The following is a 6,678-nucleotide window of genomic DNA, read 5'->3' on the forward strand; positions in this document are numbered from 1 at the left end:
TATGCGGTGGCGCTGGGCAAGCCGGTGGTGTCGACGCCTTATGTCCATGCGCGCGAGTTGCTGGGTGACGGCACCGGTGTGCTGGTCTCGCCGCGTGATCCCGCCGCGCTGGCCGCGGCGGTGGGCAAGCTGCTGGCCGACGACGACGCGCGGACGTCGATGGCGGCGCGGGCCTATGCCGCCGGGCGCGAGATGCTGTGGCCGCGGGCAATGGAGCGATCGGTCGCGCTGATCGAGGCGGCGCTGATCGAGGTGCCCCCAACGATCCGGCCCAAGCGCGGGCCGCGCGCGGTCTTGGTACCCGACCTGGCGGCCGTGCGGGCGATGAGCGATTCGACCGGTATGTTCCAGCACGGCCTGTTCTCGGTCCCCGACCGGACCCATGGCTATTGTATCGACGACAATGCGCGGGCGCTCATCCTGGTGTGCAAGGCGGCGGGTTCGGCGGGAGACGATCTTGGGCGAATGGCGACGGTCTATGCGGCGTTCATCCAGCATGGCTGGAACCCCGACCGGCGGCTGTTCCGCAACTTCATGAACTTCGACCGCAGCTGGTGCGAGGAGGTCGGGTCCGAGGACAGCAACGGGCGGACATTGTGGGCGCTGGGCGTCGCAGCGGCGCAAGGCCCGACGCGGCCGTTGCGCGACTGGGCAATGCATCTGTTCGATCATAGCGCGATCCTGGCCGAGGGGCTGGGTTCGCCGCGCGCGCAGGCGTTTGCGGCCCTGGGCGCGGCGGAAGTCTTGGCGACGTGCGGCGCACACGGCCGGGCGCGGGAGATGCTGGCGAGCAGCGGCGCGCGGCTGGCCGACCTGCTGGCCATGAGCCGGGGGCTAGGCTGGACCTGGTTCGAAGAGGTTCTGGCGTATGACAATGCGCGCCTGCCCGAGGCATTGATCCGCGCCGGGCTGGCGCTGAGCCGGGCGGAGTGGGTCGCAAGCGGACTTGAGGCGCTCGACTGGCTGATCGAGGCGCAAACCGGCAACACGGGCAGTTTCCAGCCGGTCGGGACCGACAGTTTCGGCCGTCGGCGCGAAAAGCCGTTGCCGTTCGACCAGCAGCCGGTGGAAGCACAGGCCACGATCGACGCGTGCCGCGCGGCCTATGACGCGACCGGCGACGAGCGCTGGATCGAGATTGCGACCTGGGCCTATGGCTGGTTCACGGGCGACAATCTGCTCGGCGTCCCGCTCGCCAGCCGGCAGGACGGCGGTTGCCACGACGGGCTGATGCCGCATGGGCTGAACCGCAACCAGGGAGCGGAATCGATCCTGGCGCTGCAACTCGCAAATGTCGCCATTTCGGCCCTTCTCACCGGCGAGCGCGCCGCTACAAGAGCGCGCGGCGCAACGTGACGAAGGCCTGCTGATCCGCAGGCCGTGAGAGACGCCGGGGGGCGAATGCTAGACAATTATAATCACCCGCTCCGGCTGAGCGCCGATCCGTCGCGAGTGGTGGTTCGCCCCTTTCACCTGGCCTGGCAGGGCAATGGCGCGGAGCCGGGGCGCGCCCAGCGGCTGGTCCAGGCGGTGCTCGACATCAGCATGGCCGAGGCGCGGCGCCAGCTGAAATCGGTGCTGGTCGATTTCGAGGCGCGCCACTGGCAGACGCGGCGGGTGTTCATGACCCGCTACGAGCAGATCGTGAATGTGCTCGCGCTCGACCTGCCCGACATCGGCGACGAGAAGCGCCAGCTGATCGGGGCCTATTTCTGCCACGAATATAGCTATGCCGCGGCGGCGCTGATGAACCCGAGCGTCGTACCGCATCCCGACCAGTCGGGGCTGAAGCCGGGATCGACCCGCATCCTGATGTCGCTGCGCGCGGTCGGCGAGGGGCATATCAGCTCGATCGCCTTTCGCGAGGGGCTGATCGGCGGCAGCAGCGACCTTGAGCTGGCACCCGAACCGCCGTTCGCGACCGCGACCGACGCCCCCGACACCGATGGCGTTTACGAGGACGGCGCAGTCAGGGTGTTCCGCAACCCCGACAGCACGCTGTCGGGCACGGTCATCTTCCCGATCACGCCGGCGCAGAAGAACGGCCTGGAAGACTTGCGCATCACCCATTTCACGCACGACGACGGCGCGCAGGAGTATATCGGGACGTACACCGCTTATTCGGGGCGCGAGATCCAGTCGGAGCTGATGCGGACGACCGACTTTCGCGCCATCGACCTCGTGCCGATGCGCGGCGCGGCGGCGCGCAACAAGGGCATGGCGCTGTTCCCGCGCAAGATCGGCGGGCGCTATATGATGATCGGGCGGCAGGACGGCCAAAACCTCTTTCTACTGACGTCCGACGAGATCGACCGGTGGGAGGATGGCGAGCTGTTGTTGCGCCCGGTCTATCCGTGGGAGTTCGTCCAGATCGGTAATTGCGGGCCGCCGATCGAGCTCGACGAGGGCTGGCTGTTGTTGACGCATGGCGTGGGGGCGATGCGCAAATATGCCATCGGCGCGGTGCTGCTCGACAAGGCCGACCCGAGCAAGGTGCTCGGGCGAACCAGGCAGCCGGTGCTGGCCGCCAAGGACCAGGACCGCGAGGGGTACGTCCCCAACGTGGTCTATACCTGCGGCGCGATGCGGCAGGGGGACCATCTGTTCATGCCCTACGGGGTGGCCGACAGCTCGGTCGCGTTCGCGTTCGTGCCGATCAAGGATTTGCTGGAGCGGATGGGGTAGGGGGCGGCGAAGGCGGGCTAGAGCCAGTTGCAAACATTCAGCCGGCCATTCAATCGAGCATGTAGCCAATGTCGGATGCGGCTGTCGGATAGGCAAACATGGTGTTGCGGAGGGCTTTAGCCGTTAGTCCGTTCCGTATCGCCAAGGCGAACAAATTTATTACCTCGTCCGCACCCGGCCCGACGAGATGCGCACCGAGGATCAGGTCGGAATCCTTTTCCACCAGCACTTTGTAGCCATAGATCGCTTCGTTGAGACGCCGGGCCGTAAACCAATTGGGGACAGAGGCAGCGTTTATCTTGAAGTGACGTTCTTTCGCACGGGCCTCGGCTTCGCTGAGCCCGACCGCAGCGATTGGCGGCACCGTAAACGCGACGCTCGGCACGCCGTTGTAGTCAGGGCGAGCATTCGCATCGTCGAGCATATTTGCGGTGACGACCCTCGCGTCGTGGCTCGACACTGGCGTCAACGGCGGTCCGCTTCGGGCTGCGTCGCCGGCCGCATAGACGCGCGGATTCGACACGCTTTGCAGACCAGGGGTTAGTTTGAGACGACCCTCATCGACGGCAACATCGCCTGCCGCAAGGTCGAGGGCGGCGAGGTCGGGCGCACGGCCTGCGGCGTGGACGACCATTTCCGCAGTGACGGCAATTTGCGTGCCTCCCGGGGATGTCGCGGTTACCGTTAGTCCGTTTGTGATAAGCTTGATGCTGTCGGCCGTCACTCCGGTGTGGACCGTAATTCCGAGCGCATCGAACGACGGCATCAGCCAGCCAACTACATCGCCGTCAAACGGCGGCAACAGGCGTGTACCACGTTGCAGGATCGTGACTTGCGATCCGGCTCTTGCGGCGAGGTGCGAAAACTCGGCCGCGATGTAACCGCCTCCAATCAGCACGATGCGGCGCGGCAAGGATTTCGCTTCCAGGAAATCGTCGCTGGTGGAAACCAAGTCCTCGCCGGCTATGCCCAGCGGAACGGGGCTCGCGCCCGTAGCAATGAGAATATTACGACCGACAAGCACGCACTCGTTGACCGCAATCCTGTCCGGGGCAGTGAATCGGGCGAGCCCCTGAAAGGCGTCCACCCCAAGGTCGGCATAATGCTTGGCCTGTCTTGCCGGTATCGGGTCGGTAAAGCTTTGTTTAAACGCCATCAGTGCTGGCCATTCGATACGCAAGGCACCGCTAATGCCGTGGGAGTGCATGCGGTGCGCGGCATCCACTGCTTCCTCGCCACTAACCAACATCTTTTTGGGGTCGCAGCCGCGCAGCGCGCAGGTTCCCCCGAACGGGCGGTGATCAATCACGGCAATGCGCCAGCCTCTGGCGTGAACGCGAGCAATTGCAACCTGAGCGGCGGTGCCCGAGCCGATCACGATCAGATCGTAAGGCTTGCTCATACTGACCCCCATGCGGTGCGGATCAACAACAAGAGTCCCCCGTGGCATCAGCTTGTATCGGTGGACACGGCACGCTGCCATAGGAACAGAAGACGCAGCAATGGCCTTTCTTCGGACGAAGTATGGCGCCGCAACCGGTGCAGTCGTAGAAAAACTGGCAGGCGTCGGTCGGCATGGTTTCGGTCGCCGAGTGCCCGCACTGCGGACAGGTTATGGTCGATTGGAGGATCACCGCTGCGTCAGACATAGAGATAGCCCGCGATCAGTAGCACCACGCCGATAAGCAGGCCGACGAGCGTGAGCATCCGCACTGCCGGTCGCGTGCAAACCCCATCTGGGCCGCATGTCGCCGCGTGGCGTTGTTGCCGCCAGAGGAAGACAGCCCCTCCGGCGAGAGCCAGCGCAGCAAACACCAGAAGTAGGTCACGATTTGGCTCGGCGAAAGACGCGACCACTCCCAACCACGCGGTACCGACGCCCAGGCTGATCATCAGGAGCGGGAGTGCGCAGCAGGCAGCGACGCCGAACGCCGCAGTGAGGCCGCCGAGCGTCAGGAGCGCCGCACTGGATGTCTTGGGCGGCGGTGCCGGCGGACTAGTATCGCCTTGTGAAAATTCGGGCATCATGTCTCCTTGAGATTGCTCGACTGACGTCTTACCGTCTGTAGCCGCTACAGACTCAAGTAGTTTTTTCGCAGAAAGCTAAGCCGATGCCTCCGCCGTCCTTTACCATCGGCCAGTTGGCCCAGCGCACCGGAGCGAATATCGAGACCATTCGCTATTATGAGCGGATCGGCTTGCTGCCCGTGGCGCTTCGGCAAGGCCGATACCGTTCCTATAGTGTGACAGATGTCGCGAGACTTGGCTTCGTTCGGCGGTCGCGCGAGCTGGGCTTCTCAATCAAGGAGGTGCGCACCTTGCTCGACCTCTCGTCAGGCGGGCACGAGCGTTGCGCCGAAGCGCGCGACCTCGCCGCCGTCCACCTGAGAAACGTGCAGTCCCGCCTCGCCGATCTCCGTCGCATGGAGCGCGTGCTAGCAACAACCGTGAAAGCCTGCGATGCGGGAACCGACGCAGGATGCCCGCTCATCGACGCGTTGGCTGGCACCCTGACGGTCAAATAGCGTCGGCCTCCGCGTTCCACCAATTTTCGCCGTTCAGATTGAAATTGCGGCCGTCACCAATGAAGTACGCTACTCCGAAAGCGAGCGCAGGCACCGCTACAGCAGGGGTGCGTTTCGCAGCGAGCCGGACCGACGCGCGACTTGCGCGCCTGCGCAGAAACTTCTCGCGGCACTAAACGCAACGGGAGGAGCAGAATCGAGCAGTCCGGTTCAGGCAACCGCCGCGTAGCGCTCGTCCGGCAGGAGGATTTCCGGCAGGCATTTGAACCCCGGGCGCGCGAAGAGATAGCCCTGGATATAGCGCACCCCGATCGCTCGCAGCGCGTCATGTTCCGCCTTGGTTTCAATGCCCTCGGCAATGATCGTGATGCCGAGCGAATCCGCTATCCGGATCACCCCCTCGACAATCATCCGGCGCGGCAGGCTGGTCTCAATTCCGCGTACCAGTTCCATGTCGAGCTTGATGTAGTCGGTCTGAAACTTGGCGAGCAGCCCGAGCCCGGCGTGTCCCGCGCCGAAGTCGTCGATAGCGGTCGCGAAACCCATTTTCCGGTAGGACTCGACAATGTTCTTGACGTGATCGGTGTCGGTCATTTCCTCATTCTCGGTGAACTCGAAGATCAACCGCTCGATGGGAAAACTGGTTGCGCGCGCGGTCTTGAGCGTCAGCTGGATGCAGGCAGCAGGCGAGTAAACGGCGTTGGGAAGGAAGTTGATGGAGAGCCGGGCGTCCGTCGCGAGAATGCCCGCCGCAACCGCCCCTTCGATTGCCGCTACCCGGCACCTTTGATCGAAGGCGTACCGGTTCTCGGGCGTAACCCGGGAAAGCACTTCATCCGCGCCTTCGCCGTTGCTGCCGCGAACCAAAGCCTCGAACGCGAAGGTGCGTCCTGTTTGAATATCGACGATTGGTTGAAACGCCATCGCAATGTCGAAATCATGGTCCTGCGACCGACAACCCTGACACCCGCGCTGCATGCTCGTTCCTTCTCGGTCCCTCGACGCTAGCGGCAAAATACTAATGGCCTGTAAAATAGCGAAGCGTGCGGGTGCTTTCGCTGTGCGCCGACCGGCGTGAAGCGTCGGGGATGATCAGGTTTTGCGCCTAGTGTGCAAATGGCTTTCCTTCCTCACGGCCGGGTATTCCGCCGCGAGCCGAATGATCGCAGCTACCGGCCGAGACTGCGGGGAGAAGACATGGTCCACGCTTCGGCAGCGAATAAGGGCTCAGTTAGTTTCTCGCGGGCGAGTGAAGTTATCGATGATATTCTTCATTGCACTAACAGGAACAGGAGGATGTTTGGCGTTTTCAACATCGCAGAAGCGTAGATCGTCAATCTCGACGTCGGCCAGATCCGCTTTTATTCTTGCGGTATCCCAACTGGTCAAGAATGAGCGGTACGGCTTCTGGGTCGCCGGGTTGGCGATAAGGTAGGGGCAATCATCCCACCGCGGCAAAGTGCTGATC

General features: G+C 63.6%; 7 protein-coding genes and 1 pseudogene. 3 read left to right on the plus strand and 5 right to left on the minus strand.

Annotated elements, in window-relative coordinates; translation table 11 throughout:
- Together RMN84_RS10935 and RMN84_RS10940 are read left to right on the plus strand one after the other, a co-directional pair.
- On the plus strand, nucleotides 1–1,356 hold a 1,356-nt coding region (locus tag RMN84_RS10935; protein ID WP_309612204.1), incomplete at its 5' end, for a glycosyltransferase.
- Between the two features lie 45 nt (nucleotides 1,357–1,401).
- Nucleotides 1,402–2,685: a glycoside hydrolase family 130 protein gene (locus RMN84_RS10940; protein WP_309612205.1), complete on the plus strand. Its 1,284-nt coding sequence runs from the start codon at nucleotides 1,402–1,404 to the stop codon at nucleotides 2,683–2,685.
- Nucleotides 2,686–2,734: 49 nt separating this feature from the next.
- Here the strand turns inward: RMN84_RS10940 and RMN84_RS10945 are convergent, their stop codons facing one another.
- The 3 genes from RMN84_RS10945 to RMN84_RS10955 are packed head-to-tail and all read right to left on the minus strand — an operon-like array spanning nucleotide 2,735 to nucleotide 4,710.
- Entirely contained in the window at nucleotides 2,735–4,087 is a 1,353-nt protein-coding gene (locus RMN84_RS10945; RefSeq protein ID WP_309612206.1) for an NAD(P)/FAD-dependent oxidoreductase, read from the minus strand.
- Between the two features lie 22 nt (nucleotides 4,088–4,109).
- Nucleotides 4,110–4,334, minus strand: coding sequence for a GDCCVxC domain-containing (seleno)protein (locus RMN84_RS10950; protein ID WP_309612207.1), 225 nt, complete (start codon nucleotides 4,332–4,334; stop codon nucleotides 4,110–4,112).
- A complete protein-coding gene (locus RMN84_RS10955) occupies nucleotides 4,327–4,710 on the minus strand; it encodes a mercuric transporter MerT family protein (protein WP_309612208.1) in 384 nt (127 codons plus the stop codon). The genes RMN84_RS10950 and RMN84_RS10955 overlap by 8 nt, the downstream gene beginning before the upstream one ends.
- A gap of 86 nt (nucleotides 4,711–4,796) precedes the next feature.
- Here RMN84_RS10955 and RMN84_RS10960 point away from each other — a divergent pair, with 86 nt between their 5' ends.
- On the plus strand, nucleotides 4,797–5,210 hold the full coding sequence (locus tag RMN84_RS10960) for a helix-turn-helix domain-containing protein (protein ID WP_309612209.1): 414 nt from the start codon (nucleotides 4,797–4,799) through the stop codon (nucleotides 5,208–5,210).
- 210 nt (nucleotides 5,211–5,420) lie between these two features.
- On the opposite strand, the gene RMN84_RS10965 is transcribed toward RMN84_RS10960, so the two are convergent.
- Together RMN84_RS10965 and RMN84_RS10970 are read right to left on the minus strand one after the other, a co-directional pair.
- A complete protein-coding gene (locus RMN84_RS10965; protein ID WP_309612210.1) occupies nucleotides 5,421–6,188 on the minus strand; it encodes an EAL domain-containing protein in 768 nt (255 codons plus the stop codon).
- A 249-nt stretch (nucleotides 6,189–6,437) separates the two neighbouring features.
- Nucleotides 6,438–6,678 (minus strand): annotated as a pseudogene (locus RMN84_RS10970) (hypothetical protein); the annotation flags it as partial.

It is taken from the genome of Sphingomonas sp. (genome assembly GCF_031380695.1).
Lineage (GTDB): Bacteria > Pseudomonadota > Alphaproteobacteria > Sphingomonadales > Sphingomonadaceae > Sphingomicrobium.

Bases quoted from the DNA above. Each gene is read 5' to 3' on its own strand.
- RMN84_RS10940 (WP_309612205.1), top strand. From the start codon at position 1,402: ATGCTAGACAATTATAATCACCCGCTCCGGCTGAGCGCCGATCCGTCG.
- RMN84_RS10945 (WP_309612206.1), bottom strand. From the start codon at position 4,087: ATGAGCAAGCCTTACGATCTGATCGTGATCGGCTCGGGCACCGCCGCT.
- RMN84_RS10950 (WP_309612207.1), bottom strand. From the start codon at position 4,334: ATGTCTGACGCAGCGGTGATCCTCCAATCGACCATAACCTGTCCGCAG.
- RMN84_RS10955 (WP_309612208.1), bottom strand. From the start codon at position 4,710: ATGCCCGAATTTTCACAAGGCGATACTAGTCCGCCGGCACCGCCGCCC.
- RMN84_RS10960 (WP_309612209.1), top strand. From the start codon at position 4,797: ATGCCTCCGCCGTCCTTTACCATCGGCCAGTTGGCCCAGCGCACCGGA.
- RMN84_RS10965 (WP_309612210.1), bottom strand. From the start codon at position 6,188: ATGCAGCGCGGGTGTCAGGGTTGTCGGTCGCAGGACCATGATTTCGAC.